14 protein-coding genes are annotated in these 14965 nt (G+C 64.9%); 6 read left to right on the top strand and 8 right to left on the bottom strand.

Translation table 11 applies throughout. The features are described 5' to 3' along the window. Positions 1 to 106: 106 nt before the first annotated feature. The 5 genes from AC50YA_RS00675 to mnmA form a co-directional block, all read right to left on the bottom strand. Positions 107 to 1822, bottom strand: a complete 1716-nt coding sequence (locus tag AC50YA_RS00675) for an ABC transporter ATP-binding protein (protein WP_494980481.1) — start codon at positions 1820 to 1822, stop codon at positions 107 to 109. Beyond that, positions 1819 to 2829: an ABC transporter permease gene (locus AC50YA_RS00670; protein ID WP_494980480.1), complete on the bottom strand. Its 1011-nt coding sequence runs from the start codon at positions 2827 to 2829 to the stop codon at positions 1819 to 1821. The genes AC50YA_RS00675 and AC50YA_RS00670 overlap by 4 nt, the downstream gene beginning before the upstream one ends. Next, entirely contained in the window at positions 2829 to 3911 is a 1083-nt protein-coding gene (locus AC50YA_RS00665; protein WP_494980479.1) for an ABC transporter permease, read from the bottom strand. Before AC50YA_RS00665 ends, AC50YA_RS00670 begins: the two co-directional genes overlap by 1 nt. 113 nt (positions 3912 to 4024) lie before the next feature. Further along, a complete protein-coding gene (locus tag AC50YA_RS00660) occupies positions 4025 to 5662 on the bottom strand; it encodes an ABC transporter substrate-binding protein (RefSeq protein ID WP_494980478.1) in 1638 nt (545 codons plus the stop codon). A 174-nt stretch (positions 5663 to 5836) separates the two neighbouring features. After that, a complete protein-coding gene (gene mnmA, locus AC50YA_RS00655) occupies positions 5837 to 6961 on the bottom strand; it encodes a tRNA 2-thiouridine(34) synthase MnmA (RefSeq protein ID WP_494980477.1) in 1125 nt (374 codons plus the stop codon). Positions 6962 to 7168: 207 nt separating this feature from the next. Here mnmA and AC50YA_RS00650 point away from each other — a divergent pair, with 207 nt between their 5' ends. After that, positions 7169 to 8440, top strand: coding sequence for an NAD(P)/FAD-dependent oxidoreductase (locus tag AC50YA_RS00650; protein WP_494980476.1), 1272 nt, complete (start codon positions 7169 to 7171; stop codon positions 8438 to 8440). Here the strand turns inward: AC50YA_RS00650 and AC50YA_RS00645 are convergent. Continuing rightward, the gene (locus AC50YA_RS00645) at positions 8416 to 9648 is read right to left on the bottom strand and encodes a cysteine desulfurase family protein (RefSeq protein WP_494980475.1); all 1233 of its coding nucleotides are present in this window, start codon (positions 9646 to 9648) and stop codon (positions 8416 to 8418) included. The genes AC50YA_RS00650 and AC50YA_RS00645 overlap by 25 nt on opposite strands. Positions 9649 to 9704: 56 nt before the next feature. Further along, a complete protein-coding gene (locus AC50YA_RS00640; protein ID WP_494980474.1) occupies positions 9705 to 10367 on the bottom strand; it encodes a helix-turn-helix transcriptional regulator in 663 nt (220 codons plus the stop codon). Between the two features lie 90 nt (positions 10368 to 10457). Here AC50YA_RS00640 and AC50YA_RS00635 point away from each other — a divergent pair, with 90 nt between their 5' ends. Continuing rightward, positions 10458 to 10886 (top strand): hypothetical protein, encoded by a 429-nt coding sequence (locus AC50YA_RS00635; RefSeq protein ID WP_494980473.1) that lies wholly within the window; start codon positions 10458 to 10460, stop codon positions 10884 to 10886. 9 nt (positions 10887 to 10895) lie between these two features. On the opposite strand, the gene AC50YA_RS00630 is transcribed toward AC50YA_RS00635, so the two are convergent. Further along, the gene (locus AC50YA_RS00630) at positions 10896 to 11570 is read right to left on the bottom strand and encodes a hypothetical protein (protein WP_494980472.1); all 675 of its coding nucleotides are present in this window, start codon (positions 11568 to 11570) and stop codon (positions 10896 to 10898) included. Between the two features lie 167 nt (positions 11571 to 11737). Between AC50YA_RS00630 and AC50YA_RS00625 the strand changes: the two genes are divergently transcribed. The 4 genes from AC50YA_RS00625 (at position 11738) to AC50YA_RS00610 (ending at position 14920) form a co-directional block, all read left to right on the top strand. Continuing rightward, positions 11738 to 12703, top strand: coding sequence for a J domain-containing protein (locus tag AC50YA_RS00625; protein ID WP_494980471.1), 966 nt, complete (start codon positions 11738 to 11740; stop codon positions 12701 to 12703). An 80-nt stretch (positions 12704 to 12783) separates the two neighbouring features. Continuing rightward, positions 12784 to 13251: a tRNA (cytidine(34)-2'-O)-methyltransferase gene (locus AC50YA_RS00620; RefSeq protein WP_160672321.1), complete on the top strand. Its 468-nt coding sequence runs from the start codon at positions 12784 to 12786 to the stop codon at positions 13249 to 13251. Between the two features lie 189 nt (positions 13252 to 13440). Further along, a complete protein-coding gene (locus AC50YA_RS00615) occupies positions 13441 to 14043 on the top strand; it encodes a sigma-70 family RNA polymerase sigma factor (protein WP_494980470.1) in 603 nt (200 codons plus the stop codon). Position 14044: 1 nt separating this feature from the next. Next, the gene (locus AC50YA_RS00610; RefSeq protein WP_494980469.1) at positions 14045 to 14920 is read left to right on the top strand and encodes an anti-sigma factor; all 876 of its coding nucleotides are present in this window, start codon (positions 14045 to 14047) and stop codon (positions 14918 to 14920) included. Positions 14921 to 14965 lie beyond the last annotated feature (45 nt).

The following is a 14965-nucleotide window of genomic DNA, read 5'->3' as shown; positions in this document are numbered from 1 at the left end:
GGCAGCCGCGGAAATCCTTCCGGTGTTAAGCGGCGGACGGACACCCCGCCCGGTTGGGTGGGATGTCCGTCTGGTGGAGCCGCGACGGCTAGGTCGCTGGTGGTGCCTACTGGGCCAGCATCGCCCGGTGCGCTTCCCGGCGTCGGGCCTGTTCGTCCGGATCAGGAACCGGCAGCGAGGCAATCAGCCGTTTGGTGTAATCATGCTGCGGTGCGCCCATCACCTGGCTGCCGATGCCCTGCTCGACCAGCTTGCCCTTGTACAGGACGCCCACCCACTGCGACAGGATGTCCACCACCGCGAGGTCGTGGCTGATGAACAGCGCCGCAAACCCGAACTCGGCCTGGATTTCCTTGAACAGTTCCAAGACCTTTGCCTGCACGGAAACGTCCAGGGCCGACGTCGGCTCGTCAGCGATGAGGAGCCGCGGGTTCAGGATCAGTGCCCGCGCCAGCGACGCCCGCTGGCGCTGCCCTCCGGACAGCTCGTGCGGGTACCGTTGCGCGTACGACGCCGGCAGCTGCACCGATTCGAGCAGTTCGGCTACGCGTTTGCGCGCCTGCGCCGGGCTCGGGTTGGTGTGGATGATCATGGGTTCCGCTACGCAGTCGCCGATGGTCAGCTGGGGGTTGAAGGACGCGGCGGGATCCTGGAACACAAAGCCAATATCCTTCCGGAGGGGTTTGAACGTCCGCTCCTTGAGGTTCAGCATCTCGTAGCCGAGTACCTTCAGGCTGCCGCCCGTGGTCCGGTTCAGGCCCGCGATGGCCCGGCCGATGGTGGTTTTCCCCGAGCCGGATTCGCCCACCAGTCCAAAGACTTCGCCCTGGGACAAGGTGAAGCTGACCCCGTCCACGGCCTTGAAGGCCGGAGTTCCCAGCCTGCCGGGGTACTCGATGGTCAGGTTGGTTGCCTCCACGAGCACCGGCGAACCCTGGTGGGCGCGTTCCAGGAGACCCTCCGACGCCGAGTTCCGGCCCAGGTGGGGCACGGCGGCCAGCAGCTTCTTGGTGTAGTCCTGTTTGGGTTCGGCAAACAGCACACGCACCGGCGCTTCCTCCACCACATCGCCCTGGTACATCACCACCACCCGATCCGCGAGATCGGCCACCACGCCCATGTTGTGGGTGATCAGCACGATCGAGGTGCCGTACTTGTCCCGAAGGTCCCTGAGCAGCTCCAGGATTTCGGCCTGGACGGTGACATCCAGGGCGGTGGTGGGTTCATCGGCCACAATCAGTCCCGGGTTCAGGGCAAGAGCGGCCGCGATCACCACGCGCTGCTTCTGGCCACCGGAGAACTGGTGCGGATAGTAGTTGACCCGATGTTCCGGATCCGGGATCCCTACCTTGCGCAGCGCTTCAATGGCACGGACCTTGGCATCCCTGGCCGAAACCCGCTTCCCGCCGGCACCGCCGGCGTGGGCACGGATGCCCTCGGCTATCTGCCAGCCCACGGTGAACACCGGGTTCAGGGCCGTGGAGGGCTCCTGGAACACCATGGCGACATCGCGGCCGCGGATCTGCCTCAGCTTCGCGGCGCTGACGCTGATCACGTTGTTCCCGTTAATCAGGACGGCGCCCCCGCTGGTGGCGGTCTCCGGCAGCAGCCCGAGGATGGTTTTCGCGGTCACGGTCTTCCCGGAGCCGGATTCGCCCACGATGGCCAGGACTTCGCCGGAGCGGACGTCGAGGCTCACATCCTTCACGGCGTAGACGTCTCCCCCGTCCGTGGCGAAGGTGACTTTGAGGTGGTCGATCTCCAGAACGGGCTGGTCTGCCGGCCTGGACTGGTCAGATACCGAATCAATATTGATGGTCACAGTCCTCTCACATCCGCTGCGATGGCAGCCTGCGCGGCGGCCGGCGAGTCCGGCTTGCCCTTGCCGCTGGCCGCCTTGCGCCCGCGCAGCCGCGGATCGTTCAGGTCATTGATGCTTTCGCCCACGAGGGTGAGGCCAACCACAGTCAGGACGATGGCGATGCCGGGGAACACGCCGGTCCACCAGATGCCGGAAGAGGCATCGGCCATCGCCTTGTTCAGGTCAAAGCCCCATTCAGCGGCGGAACTTGGCTCGATACCGAAGCCAAGGAAGCCCAGGCCTGCCAGCGTGAGGATGGCTTCGGAGGCGTTGAGCGTGAAAATCAGCGGCAGGGTCCGGGTTGCGTTGGATAAGATGTGCCGGCTGATAATCCTGGCGCTTGAGGCGCCAACAACCTGGGCTGATTCCACAAACGGTTCAGCCTTTAGCCGGATGGTTTCAGCACGGATCACCCGGAAGTACTGCGGGACAAACACTGCCGTGATGGCGAAGCCGCAGGCGAGGATTCCACCCCAGAAGCCAGACTGCCCCTTGTTGATGGCAATCGACATCACGATAGCCACGAGGAGTGTCGGGAAGGCGTAGATTGCGTCAGCGATCACCACCAGCACGCGGTCCAACCAGCCGCCGAAGTAGCCGCTCACCAGTCCGAGGAACACCCCCAGGAAGATGGACATCAGCACGGCAGCAACAATCACCGCAAAGGCTGTCTGCGATCCCCAGATCACCCGGGACAGAACATCGTAGCCACCCACTGTTGTTCCCAACAGATGTTTGCCACCGGGTTCGGCCTGCGCCGGGAACGAACCGGCGTCATCGGAAATCTGGGAATACCCGTACGGCGCCAACAGCGGCGCAAGGATCGCAGCCACCACAAATACAGTGCAAAGAACGACGCCGATGAGCAGCATGGTGCGTTGCAGGCCGACGCTCTGGCGGATGTGGGACGAGACCGGAAGCCGGTCCAGCAAGGACTTCTTAGTTGGTTCCATTGATGTGGTGCCCATCAGTACCTCACTCGCGGATCAATCAGGGCAGCGGCAATATCCACCACGAAATTGGTGATCGCCACAATGACGGCCAGCAGCATAACGATGCCCTGGACGGCAACAAAGTCACGTGCAGTGAGGTACTGCGCCAGTTGATATCCGAGGCCTTTCCACTCGAAGGTGGTTTCGGTCAGCACCGCACCGCCGAGTAGCAGTGCAATCTGCAAACCCATCACCGTGATGATGGGAATCAGTGCCGGCTTGTAGGCATGCTTTGTCACCAGGCGGTATTCACTGACACCGCGGGACCGGCCTGCCTCAACATAGTCCTTGCCCAGCGTGCCGATTACGTTGGTGCGGACGAGACGGAGGAAGACGCCGGCGGTCAGGAGTCCCAGCGCCACGGCCGGAAGGACCGCGTGGTGGACAATGTCGCCTAAGGCTGTCAGGTTGCCGCTGCGAATGGCGTCCAGCCAGTAGACACCAGTGGGTGCTGCCAGCCTGCCCATCGCCAATTCCGTTGTAGTGGACGCACGGCCGGCTACCGGGAACCAGCCCAGGCCTACCGAAAAGGTCAGCTTCAGCAGCAAGCCGGCAAAGAAGACAGGGGTGGCATAGCAAAGGATTGCGAACATGCGCAGGAAAGCGTCCGGAACCTTGTCGCGTTTGTGGGCGGCGAACATTCCCAGCGGTATCCCCACGAGCAACGCCACAACCACGGCGTTGATGCTCAGTTCCAGGGTGGCGGCACCAAATCTGGCGAGCATCTCAATGACGGGCCGGCCATCTGAAATAGTCCGGCCGAAGTTTCCGGTGGCGATATTGCCAAGGTACTCGATGTATTGGATGAGCAGGCTCCGGTCGTACCCGGCCTGGTGAACCAAGGCGTCAATTTGTTCCTGCGGGAGGCGTCCGCCTTGGGCTGCGGTGATGGGATCGCCGGTGATCCGCATCAGAAAGAAAACGAGAGTGACGAGGATGAAGATCGTCGGGAAAATGAGCAGGAAGCGAACCAGGATGTACTTCCCGAGGCCACCTCCCGCGGACTTGGATGTGGGGGCCGCAACCGTTGGCGGCGGCGCATCAATCAATGTGGCCATGCTGTCCCTGCTTGGTTTGATCTAGAAATTGTGGAGCCAACACGTAGGAGGCAGGACCGTCCGGCCCTACCTCCTCACGCGGGTTTGTTCGGTGTTACTGGGAATCCAGGTCGCTACTTGGAAACGGTGCCGAGCCGGAACTTGAACGACGCATCCAGGGTGGATTCCACGCCCTTCACATCGGTCCCTGAAACGGCTACCTGGGCACCCTGCAGCAACGGCAGGGTGGAGATGTCCTTGGCAAGCAGGTTCTGGACCTCCTGGATGGCCCTCTCACGTTCAGCCTTGTCCGCAGTGACCAGCTGCTTGGCGACCAGCGTTTCGACCTCAGCGTTTGAGTAGTGGTTGTTCATGAAGCCACCGCCCACAAAGAAGGGTGTCAGGTAGTTGTCCGCGTCGCTGAAGTCCGGGAACCAGCCAAGCTGGAAGACGGGGTAGCTGTCCTTCTTGGACGCCGAGTTATACGTGACCCACTCGGTGGACTGCAGATCCACCGTGAACAGTCCGCTCTTCTCCAACTGGTCCTTGACCATGGCGTATTCGTCACCGGAAGACTTGCCGTAGTGGTCGGGGTTGTACTGCAGCTTGATGGTCACGGGGCCTGTGATACCGGCGTCGGCCATGACCTTCTTGGCCTTGTCCAGGCTGGGTTTGCCGGAGCCATCCCCGTACGCCTGCTTGAAGGATTCGTTGGCGCCTACGAAACCGGAGGGGACGTTGGACCACATCGGCAGGTAGGTACCCTTGTAGACCTGCTCCGAAATGGCCTGGCGGTCGATGAGGTCCGCAGCGGCCTGCCGGACGGCAAGCGCCTTCTTCGGGTCAGCGTCCGGAGCCTTGGCGCCGTACGGCATGGTGTCGAAGTTGAAGACGATGTACCGCATCTCGCCGCCGGGACCGACATGGACCTTGACTTTGGAGTCCTTTTTAAGGTCGTCGATGTCCGTGGCGCTCAGGCTGCGGTTGGCAACATCGATCTGGCCGCCCTTGACCTCCAACTTCATGTTGGTCTGATCGGTGTAGTACTTGATGGTGGCCCCTGCGTTGGCCGGCTTGCCAAGCACGCCCTTGTAGTCCGGCCATGCCTTCAGGCTGACCAGCGTGTTCTTGTTGAAGGAGTCGATGACGTACTGGCCGTAGAAGGCGTTGGCCTTGACAATTTCCTCGTCGCTGAGGAGCTTGTCTGCCGGGAAGACTTCATCGTCAACGATCGGACCGGCCGGGCTGGTCAGAATCTGCGGGAACGTTTGGTCGTTCGCCTTCTTCAGTGTGAAAACCACAGTGCTGGCATCAGGGGTAGCAATGGACTCGATGTTGGTCAGCAGTGATGCCGGGCCATTGGGATCGTTGATCTTAAGCTGGCGATCAAAGGAGAACTTGACGTCTTTGGAATCAAGCACATGTCCGTTGGCCCATCTGAGGTCGCTCTTAAGCTTGACCGTGAATTCGGTGGGCTTGGTGAACGAGGACGATTCGGCCAGGTCCGGCACTGGATCGGCGCCACCAGGTTTGGAGTTCAACAAGAACGAGTAAACTTGGTTCATCACCATAAACGAACCGTTGTCGTACGAGCCCGCCGGGTCCAGTGAGGTGACTTTGTCTGTGGTTCCGTACGCAATGACGCTGCTTACATTCTCCGATGCTGTGCTGCCACCGCCGCCGCCGGTTGGGCCGGTGCAGGCCGTCAATGCGAAGGCGGAAACGCCTGCGAGCGCGATAACGCTCCGCAAGGCTTTGGTGCTCTTGGTCATCTGTGAACTTTCTGTTCGATGAGTACGCGCTTGCCGCCCGCTAATGGGTGTCTTGGCTAAAGCGGGCAGCGCGCTGTCCTGATGCCTAGATTCAACCAGACGCCGGACTCATCAACCGGCTTTTTTGTGAGTTGAGACACAAAATTTACCTGACCAGGGTAAATTTGCTCCGCCTCAGAGCTCCGCGCGCTGCAAAGACCGGGCAGCGTCGATGGTGGCCTGGCCCAGGACGCGGCTGCCCTGGTACAGGACCACCGTCTGGCCGGGCGCCACACCGCGCAACGGATCCGTCAGGGTGACCAGCAGCTGGGGTGCATCCTCGCCGGGCAGCATACGCGCGGTTGCCGGCACGGGGTCCCCGTGGGCGCGGACCTGGGCATAGCAGTCAAACTCGGCGCCCGTTTCGATTTCCGCGATGGGCAGGCCGGCCCACGACACCTTGATGCCGCGGATCTCGTCAATGGCCAGCAGCGCCTGCGGCCCCACCACCACCTTGTTTTCCTTGGGCCGGATCTCCAGGACGAACCTGGGCTTGCCGTCCGCTGCAGGTGTGCCGAGCTTCAGGCCGCGGCGCTGGCCCACCGTAAACGCGTTGGCTCCCGGGTGCTCCCCCACCTTCGAGCCCGTCTCGTCCACGATGTCACCGGTGCTCATGTCGATCTTCTCGGCGAGCCAGCCCGCGGTGTCGCCGTCGGGAATGAAGCAGATATCGTGGCTGTCGGGCTTGTTGGCCACCGACAGTCCGCGGCGCTCGGCTTCTGCCCGCACCTCAGCCTTGGAGGGCGTATCCGCCAGCGGGAACATGGAGTGCTTGAGCTGCTCGTGGGTCAGGACACCCAGGACATAACTCTGATCCTTGGCCCAGTCCGCGGCCCGGTGAAGCTCGGGGTTGCCGTCGGCGTCCTTGATGACCTTGGCGTAATGCCCGGTGCAGACGGCGTCAAAGCCCAGGGCGATGGCCTTCTCCAGCAGGGCAGCAAATTTGATCCGCTCATTGCAGCGCATGCAGGGGTTGGGGGTTCGCCCGGCCGCATACTCATCAATGAAGTCCTGGACCACGTCTTCCTTGAACCGCTCCGAGAAATCCCAGACGTAATACGGAATACCCAGCACATCGCAAGCCCGCCAGGCATCTCGCGAGTCCTCGATGGTGCAGCAGCCGCGGCTGCCCGTCCGCAGGGTGCCGGGCATCCTGGACAGCGCAAGGTGAACGCCTACGACGTCGTGCCCGGCTTCAACGGCACGTGCTGCGGCAACGGCGGAGTCGACTCCACCGCTCATGGCTGCTAGAACTCGCATGCTGGCTTTCTTTAGGGTTCGGGGGATGCGGGCAGAGGGCGGCTGCCGTTCAACCGGCCGCCGCAGGAATAGCACAATGCCTGCCGCACCATTCTATCGCCACGCCGAATCCTCCCCGAAAGACCCTTGACCCCGCCGGCCTTCACTTCTAAAGTCAGAATTAACAGTTTTAGACTTCGAGCACGCATCAGCGGGAATCGGGCGGACATGGCTGAGGACATTGCTACCTCGGAGGACATCGTGATTGCCGGCGGCGGACTGGCCGGGGCCACCGCTGCCAAGACCCTGCGGGCAGAAGGGTTCGCCGGCCCGGTGACTATCATCGGCGCAGAGCGCCATCATCCCTACCTGCGCCCGCCCTTGTCCAAGGAGTATCTGCTGGGCAAGGCCGCCGAGGACGCCGTCCCGGTGGTGCCGCCAGGCTGGTACGCGGAGAACGACGTCGGCCTCCGCCTGGGTGTCCGCGTCACGGGCATCCGGCCGGACGCCAGGACGCTGGACCTGGACGACGGCAGCACGCTGGCATACGGCTCCCTGCTGCTCGCCACCGGGGCGACGCCCCGCACCCTGCGCCTGCCCGGCAGCGACCTTGCCGGCGTAACCACCTTCCGCACGCTGGATGACAGCCGGCGGCTGCGCACCGGCCTCGCGGCGGGAGGCCTGAACGTGGTGCTGATCGGCTCCGGCTGGATTGGCATGGAACTTGCTGCGGCCGCCGCCACGTACGGCAACAACGTCACCCTCCTCGGACTGGAAGAGATCCCCTTGGCCGGGGCTATCGGACCTGACCTCGGAAGGTTCTTCCGCAGTCTCCACGAAGCCAACGGAGTGAGCTTCCGGCTTCCTGCCTCAGCGCGGGAAATCACCGGCGACGGCGGGGCTGTCGCCGGAGTGGTCACTGATACCGGAGAGGTGCTCCCGGCGGACATCGTGGTCATCGCCGTCGGCGTGGTTCCCGAGACTGGACTCGCGCAGGCGGCCGGCCTCGCCCTGGACAACGGGATCCTCACGGACGCCTCCCTGCGGACCAGCGCGCCCGGCATTTTTGCCGCCGGCGACACCGCCAACGCCCTGCACCCCTTCACCGGTAAGCACCACCGCAGCGAGCACTGGTCCAACGCCCTGAACGGCGGAAAGGTGGCCGCCAGGGCCATGCTCGGCCAGGACGCCGTCCTGAGCACCATCCCCTACTTCTACACCGACCAGTACGACGTCAGCATGGAGTACTCCGGCTTCCCGGCCCTGGCTGCCGGCGCTGAGCCGGTGATCCGGGGATCGCTGGAGGACAAGGCGTTCATCGCGTTCTGGCAGCAGGATTCCAGGGTGGTGGCCGGCATGAGCGTCAACTGGCCGCGAAAGCCACAGCCCGGCGCGCAGAAGACCATCAAGGCCCTCATCTCGGCCAGGACGCCAGTCACAGCAGAGCGGCTGGCCGACAGCTCCGCTGGACTCGATCAGCTCCTGCCGGAGGACGCCTGACGCGCTACCGTTCCCGCAGTCTGGATCGAGGATTCATGCCCGGCCATCCCTGCCTGGCGGGCGCGCTGGTACGCGCCGGGGAGGGCTTTCAGCAAAGCATCCACGTCCCCGTCGGTTGAGGCATGCCCCAGGGTGAAGCGCTGCGCACCGCGGGCTGTCGCCTCGTCCAGCCCCATGGCCAGCAGCACGTGGGACGGGCGCGGGACACCGGCTGTGCAGGCCGATCCCGTAGAGGATTCCACCCCCGCCAGATCCAACAGGAACAGCAGGGAATCACCCTCGCAGCCAGGGAAGGTGAAATGCGCATTGCCGGGCAGCCGCCCCTCCCCCGGCGCGCCACGGAGCACAGCTTCGGGCACCTGCGCGAGGACGCCGTCGATTAGCCTGTCCCGCAGTGCCGCGATCCTCTCGGACTCCACGGCGAAGTGTGCGGTGGCAGCTGCGGCGGCCGCAGCGAAGGCGGCGATGGACGCCGTGTCCAGCGTCCCGGAGCGCACGTCGCGTTCCTGGCCGCCGCCGTGCTGCACCGGTGTCAGCTTGACAGCCCGCCCCAACAGGAGGGCACCAACGCCCACCGGTCCGCCGATCTTGTGCCCGGAAACGGACATGGCGTCCAGTCCGGAGGCCTTGAAATCCACCGGCACCGAGCCGAACGCCTGCACTGCGTCCGAATGAACCGGCACGCCGGCGGCATGCGCCAGCTCCACAATCCTGTGCACCGGCTGGATGGTGCCCACCTCGTTGTTGGCCCACATGACCGTCACGAGCGCAATGGTCCCGGGGTCCCGGGCCAGCTCGGCGGCGAGGACGTCCAGGTCCACCACGCCTTCGCTGTCCACGGGAAGCCACGTGACAGCGGCGCCCTCGTGCCGCTCCAGCCATTCCACGGTGTCCTGCACGGCATGATGCTCGACGGCGGAGCAGAGGATGCGTCGCCGTGCCGGGTCCTCGCCGGAACGGGCCCAGTACAGGCCCTTGACGGCAAGGTTGTCCGACTCAGTGCCCCCGGACGTAAAGATGACCTCTGAGGGATGGGCGCCGGCCGCCGTCGCGATGGCTTCCCTGGCGTCCTCCACGGAGCGCCGGGCACGGCGGCCCGAGCCGTGCAGGGACGAAGGATTGCCGGTGCGGGAAAGCTCCCGGGTCAGGACTGCCAGCGCCTCGGCAGAAAGTGGCGTGGTGGCTGCATGATCGAGGTAGACGGGCACACGTCAATTCTAGCGGCGCCCAGGGGCGCGCATCCGCGGCCCTGGCTGATCAGGCGTCAGGGCGGGGTGATCCTGGCACAGCACTGGCCCGGCTCACTGTTCGGCGCCACCCGCTCCTCCGACTCCCCGCACGCCGCCGCCGCGCCTTGCAGAAATGACCCGTTCATGGCGCAGACAACGTCCGGGTGCGCTTCCGAGAGCCGATGGAACGGGCAGTTCACCAGCACATAGCCGCCCGAGCCGTCAGGCCGGGGCTCGTAGCCTTCTCCTGCAAGGAAGTCCGCCAGGCTTGCGGCGCCGGAGGCCAGCGCCTGGCCCTTGCCGTACGACGTGGCCAGCAGGGAACCGCCCACCGCGCCGCCGGTCGCTGTGGAATGCTCGATCGCTGCGACCAACAGCTCAGCGGCGAGATCATAGTTGCGGTCAGGCACGGAGGCGCCGACCTCGCTTGCTGCCTGCCGGTACATTTTCGCTGGCCGCCCGGAGCCCGGACCCGACTTCCCGGCAGCCTTGTGGAATTCCACCGCAAGGAGTCCGTCCCGGACGAGCCTGTCGAGGTGGAAGGATGCCGTGCTCCTTGGCAGCCCCAGGGCCAGCGCGGCATCATCGCGCCCGACTGCGGTATCCGAGGCGGCAATCAGCTCAAATAGCTGCCGGCGCTTCTCGTCGCCCAATGACGCGACGGCCGCCATGCGGCGGCCCCACGGAAGTCTGCGCACCCTGTGCCCCTCACTCTAAAAACAACATCCATTGCTTAATGGTGCCGATCTTTCTAAAATAATGATACCTACTTTTAGAAGGAGTCCACCATGACAACCAACGCGAAAATCAACGCAGGCGGTCGGCTTCAGGCGATGGCACCGGACAGGCAGGCGTTCTTCCTGCTGCGCACCGTCTTCACCGTCGCACCGATTCTCTTCGGTCTGGACAAGTTCAGCAACATCCTGACCGACTGGACCATCTACCTCGCGCCGGTTGCCACGTCCGTGGTGCCGGTGTCGGCGCAGACGTTTATGTACATCGTCGGCGTCGTGGAGATCATCGCCGGTATAGCGGTGGCGGCCCGTCCCCGGTTCGGTTCCCTGCTCGTTGCCGTCTGGCTGTTGGGAATCATCATCAACCTGCTGGTCCTGGGCAGCTTCTACGACGTGGCCCTGCGGGACTTCGGCCTGCTCGTGGGCGCGCTTGCCCTGAACCGCCTTTCCCCCGCCGGGTCCTGGCGCAGGCACGTTAGGTAACCGGCACGGCTAGTTCGACGGCGGGACCACCAGGAGGCGTTCTGCGACGTCGGCCCGGGCGGCTGCCAGTGTGGCGTCGTCCGGGCAGGCCACGGAAATGTAGACCGATGATGCGGCGGCACCGAACACCCGGGCCATAACGGCCGTGGACCTGACGCCCGGTTGGCCGGGTTTCTCCAACACCAGCACTTCGGCCGACGGCCCCGGCTTGCCAGGCTCACCGCCCCAGCGCATCGTCGCGGCCTTCAGATATCCGGGCAGGATGCTTGGATCCAGGTACGTGAAGAGGCCAACAGTTGACTCCTTGTCGTCCTGGAGCGCCAGCGGGACCTGATTGGTGCGGACCTTGGCCGCAACCAGGCAGCCATCGGCCTTCAGGAATTGACTCTCGCCGGCCACGTTCTCCTTAACCTGCTGCCAGCCGGGTGCCTCCTTGAGGCCGTCGGAGATGCCCACGGGGACCCCTGCGGCCAGTGAACCGCCAGCGGAGAACGGCATGTCCTTGGCCGCCACCGCTTCTGCGTCATGGCCAGGAGTAATGGTGGGGGTGGCCAGGGCGGTGACGGTTGCCTCCACTTTCGGGGCGGCCGGATCGGGCACGCCAACACTGCAGCCTCCCAGTCCTGTCACGCCAAGCAGCGCCCCCGCCACGAGTACAGCCGCCGCCTGTGCCTTCACGCCCACCCCAATATGTTCGCCCGGACGGCCAGCCTGCCGTCATCCTCAAAGAGTCTAGACGCCGGCCACGGGAACCACTGAGGCCTGCGCAGACGTTGTGTGGGCAGGCCGTAAACTGGGGCCCACCGGGCTGCCTGCCGTGGACTGGCCAGACGACAAAAAAGGATGAGTGCTTGACCCAGAGCAGCAGCTCCCACTACGAGGTGCTCCGTGTCGCCGTGGCAGCCACCGACAAGGAGATCAAGGTGGCCTACCGCCGGGCCGCGCGAAAGGCCCATCCTGACCACGGCGGGGACGCCGCTGCCTTCCGGCAGGTGACGGCAGCCTACGAAACCCTGATAGACCCCACGCGCCGGAAGGCCTACGACCGCTCGTATGCCGCAGGCACGGCCGGCAATTCTGCCGGCGCGGGCGCCGCGGAAGCGCACTTTGATGCGCCGGCGGCGGGCAGCCACGCCTCGGCCACGGTGCACAGGCCCACCACGCCCCGGAATACCGCGGGAGACCCGCCCCTCTACGTCCCGCCCTACGACGCGGCGGCCTTCGAGGCGTCCGGCACGGTGCCGCTCATCCCGTTCGCCCAGGCCAGCCAGCAGGTACACGGGATGCCGCGCAAACGCGGCATCTTTGGTGCCGAGGCCCGGATCCAGCGCGAACTGCGCACCGTGCAGCTCATCACCCGCCAGGTCCTGCCCGCGATTCCTGCAGCCCGGCTCGTAAATGGCATGCAGTCCCCCGCCGACAACACCCATATCGACCATGCGCTCCTGTCGGGCTACCGGCTGGCGCTCATCGGGTCCATGCTCCTGCCCAAGGGTGCCTATGCCTGGGACGGACAGACGCTGAACCACGGTGGACGTTCCATCGCGCCGCCGCAACTGGCCCACGTTGTCCGGGCCATGCAGGACATCTTCCCGGAACTGAACGTCACCGGCTGGACAGTCATCCACAGCGCCGACGGCAACCTCCACGAACCCGTCATCGACCGCCACCGGCGAACAGCCGGCCCCTCCGAAACCATCCAGGTGGTGAACGCGGCAGGCCTGGTCCGCGGCCTCAAGCACTTCCTCTCCTCCGGTCCTACACCCAACACCGTCAATGTATCCGTCCTGGCCAGGCTGCTGCGCGGCATGCACTGAGCTGCTGCCGGCGTTGGGTTGCGTTTACCCGGCTGCATGCACTGAACCGTTGACCGGGATTGGTTGACTAGGATTGGACGGTGTTCCGAATCCTCTTCCACGCCCCCGAAATCCCCGGCAACACCGGCAACGCGATCAGGCTGGCCGCCATTACCGGCGCCGAACTGCACCTGGTGGAACCCCTCGGCTTTGATTTCTCCGATGCCAAGCTCCGGCGCGCCGGCCTGGACTACCACGACCTCGCCGTCGTCACCGTTCACAAAAGCATCGAGGATGCCTGGCGCAAACTGCAGCCGGAGCGTGTGTACGCCTTCACCTCGGACGGCACCGCCAGCTACGCGGACATCGCCTACCGCCCCGGCGATGTCCTGATGTTCGGCCAGGAATCAGTGGGCCTGCCTGAACACCTCAAGAGCGATCCGCATGTCACGGCCACCGTGCGGCTCCCCATGCTGCCGTCCCTGCGTTCGCTGAACCTGGCCAATGCGGCGTCCATTGCTGTCTACGAGGCCTGGCGCCAGCAAGGATTTTCCGGCGCCCAGATTTGAGCGCTTGCGGCCCATCCGCGGGGCTGCCCGCACCGAATCACTCCTGACAGCAATTCCGGGGCGAGGAAGGAGCGGCGGGTGACACTGCTAGAAACGAAGCGGGCGGCGCCGCCGGCTTTCCCCTTTACCAGGGGCAGCACCGCCCGCGATGCTCAGGTTTCACCGCCGGGCGACCTATGCTGGGTAGTGATGGAAACTCCCAACGCGCCAAACACCCCGGCCGCAGTCACTGACTCACCGGCGGATCTCAGCAAGCGCTTGGCCGGGCTGCTCGCCCGCATAGCAGGCGGCGACCAGGCCGCGTTTGCCGAGTTCTACCAATTGACATCGCGCAGGGTGTTCGGCATGGCGCGGCGAGTCCTCATCGATCCCGAACTCAGCGAAGACACCACGCAGGAGGTTTTCCTCCAGGTCTGGCAGAACGCCGCGAAGTTCAACCCGGAAGCGGGCAGTCCGCTCTCATGGCTGATGACCATTTCGCACCGCCGGGCCGTGGACAAGGTCCGTTCCTCGCAGTCAGCCACCGACCGTGAGGCCAAGTACGGCGCCAGCAGCCAGGACGTGGACCACGACTCCGTCTCCGCCGAGGTAGACAGCAAGCTCGAGGCCGAGGCGGTGGTCCGGTGCCTGGAAACGCTGACCGATACGCAACAGGAATCCGTGCGGCTGGCCTACTACGGCGGCCTCACTTACCGCGAAGTCGCCGAAAAGCTAAACGCGGCAGTACCCACCATCAAGTCCCGCATCCGCGACGGACTGATCCGCTTGAAGACCTGTCTGGGGGTGAGTTGAGATGACAGAAATGAATAGTCAGGGAGGCACCCGCCGTCCCGGCTCGTTCGGAACTGAGATCGCCGCCGACCTGGAATCCGGGCGGGCCGTGGACCTCGCCGAGCTCTATGCCCTGGACGCCATCAGCGATGCCGAACGCACCGCCATTGACCTGTACATCTCCGCTGCACCCGATGCCGAGCGCAGCGCCTTCTTTGAGCGTGTCCGCCAGGCCAGGGAGACCCTCGCGACGTCCTTTACGGCTGAGGCCGAGCCTCCCGCGGATCTTTTCGCACGGATCGTTTCGCAGTTGCCGTCCCTCGCGCAGCTGCCCGCCGATGGGCCTATCGCAGTCGTTGCGCCTGCCGCCACCGCCACGCCGGCCGCACAGCCGCCGGCAGAAGCCCTGGATGAGCTCGCGGCGGCCAGGGTCCGCAGGGAAGAACGACGCCGGCCTGCCGGCGCCCGCCGCTGGCTCACCGCAGTGGCAGCCGCCGCCGTGATCGCCCTCGGTGGCGTGGGCGTGGGTGCCTACATCACGGACCAGAACGATCCCCTGAACCAGGTGGTCCGGGCCGGCGACGTCCGCGAAGCATCCGTACCCGTCTCCGCCGGCGGCACCGCCACCGTGCTGATTTCGTCGTCGAAGGATGCCGTGGTGGTCAAAATGAACGGTGTACCCGCGCCGCCGGCCGGCAAGGTCTACCAGATGTGGCTGATCCCGAAGGACGGCTCGGCACCGGTTTCCCAGGGCCTGATGGACGAAGCTGCCCTGTCGAAGCCTGCCGTGGTGAAGGGTATTGCGTCCGCTGCAGCGCTCGGCATCACCGTGGAGCCCGTGGGCGGTTCGGCCACGCCGACGTTCCCCACCGTGGCTGCCGCACCTCTCGGAGCCTGACAGCCCCGTTTTGTCCCGTACCCCCGAGTTTTTGTCCAGATAATG

Source organism: Pseudarthrobacter sp. RHLT3-21 (assembly GCF_059383495.1).
The sequence above is the reverse complement of the archived record's forward strand: the minus strand, read 5'-3'. Positions and strand labels throughout refer to the sequence as shown.

Bases quoted from the DNA above. Each gene is read 5' to 3' on its own strand.
- AC50YA_RS00670 (WP_494980480.1), bottom strand. From the start codon at position 2,829: ATGGGCACCACATCAATGGAACCAACTAAGAAGTCCTTGCTGGACCGG.
- AC50YA_RS00665 (WP_494980479.1), bottom strand. From the start codon at position 3,911: ATGGCCACATTGATTGATGCGCCGCCGCCAACGGTTGCGGCCCCCACA.
- AC50YA_RS00660 (WP_494980478.1), bottom strand. From the start codon at position 5,662: ATGACCAAGAGCACCAAAGCCTTGCGGAGCGTTATCGCGCTCGCAGGC.
- mnmA (WP_494980477.1), bottom strand. From the start codon at position 6,961: ATGCGAGTTCTAGCAGCCATGAGCGGTGGAGTCGACTCCGCCGTTGCC.
- AC50YA_RS00650 (WP_494980476.1), top strand. From the start codon at position 7,169: ATGGCTGAGGACATTGCTACCTCGGAGGACATCGTGATTGCCGGCGGC.
- AC50YA_RS00635 (WP_494980473.1), top strand. From the start codon at position 10,458: ATGACAACCAACGCGAAAATCAACGCAGGCGGTCGGCTTCAGGCGATG.
- AC50YA_RS00615 (WP_494980470.1), top strand. From the start codon at position 13,441: ATGGAAACTCCCAACGCGCCAAACACCCCGGCCGCAGTCACTGACTCA.
- AC50YA_RS00610 (WP_494980469.1), top strand. From the start codon at position 14,045: ATGACAGAAATGAATAGTCAGGGAGGCACCCGCCGTCCCGGCTCGTTC.